We start from the raw sequence: 904 nt of genomic DNA on the forward strand, positions 1-904 counted from the left end.
GTGCTGGAAGGGATCTCGTTATTCGGGGGAATAAGGTAGATGTGGATAGTCCAGCCAGTGCGTCAAATAGTGAGAGACAGCCTGATTTCGGCAATGTCCAATCACCGGTAAATGCGGGAGCTCCGCGCGCAGTTGCGGCATCGCATTGCCCATAATAAAGCCGCTACCGACGCTGCCTAACATTTCGCGATCGTTCATCGCATCACCAAAGGCCATGCAATCGCGCAACGATAAACCTAAATGTTGGGTCAGCACCGTCAATGCAGCGCCTTTATTGCAGCCCACCGGCAGCACTTCGAGGCAATCCGTGGCGGAAAAACACAAATGTGCACGCTCGCCTAATGCTTCGTATAGCTGGATCTGCAAGCGTGTAAGATCGTCGTGATCGCCACAGAAGCAGATCTTGGTGACGCTGCCGAGTGGCATTTTTTTGACATCAATTATCTGATAACGAAAACCGCTATAGACAAATGCCTGCAACAACGCAGGGATCTCTTTCCCGGTAAACCAACCGTCGTCATTGAAGATATGCATGCTGGCTCGGGTATCCCATTGCTGATACAGCACCAGCTCCGCGACATCCGCAGGTAAATCATCACAATGTAAAAGTTCACCTTCCAGAGAATGCACGCGCGTTCCGTTGCCGGTAATCAAATATGCATCCAGCGATAGCGCCCCGAGAATATGCTGCATCTCCAGCGCATGACGCCCCGTGGCAAAAGTGAGGGTAATGTCGCGTTCACGCAGTCGCGCCAAAGTAGAGAGGGTTTTCTCACCTAAATGATGGTCAGGCATCAATAAAGTGCCATCCATATCAAATGCTGCCAGACGAGCCATTTCTTTCTCCACTCTGTGACACGGTTAATGGTGATTGAGTATCACCTGATATATACGGAAGTAATAG

General features: G+C 50.4%; 1 protein-coding gene. It reads right to left on the bottom strand.

Annotation, left to right across the window (positions count from 1 at the left end):
• Window positions 1-18: 18 nt before the first annotated feature.
• A complete protein-coding gene (gene cof / locus E0D98_RS24870; protein ID WP_001355807.1) occupies window positions 19-837 on the bottom strand; it encodes an HMP-PP phosphatase in 819 nt (272 codons plus the stop codon).
• Window positions 838-904: the final 67 nt, after the last annotated feature.

This window comes from Escherichia sp. KCJ4928 (genome assembly GCF_004352695.1).
In the GTDB taxonomy this organism is placed as follows: Bacteria; Pseudomonadota; Gammaproteobacteria; order Enterobacterales; family Enterobacteriaceae; genus ECMA0423.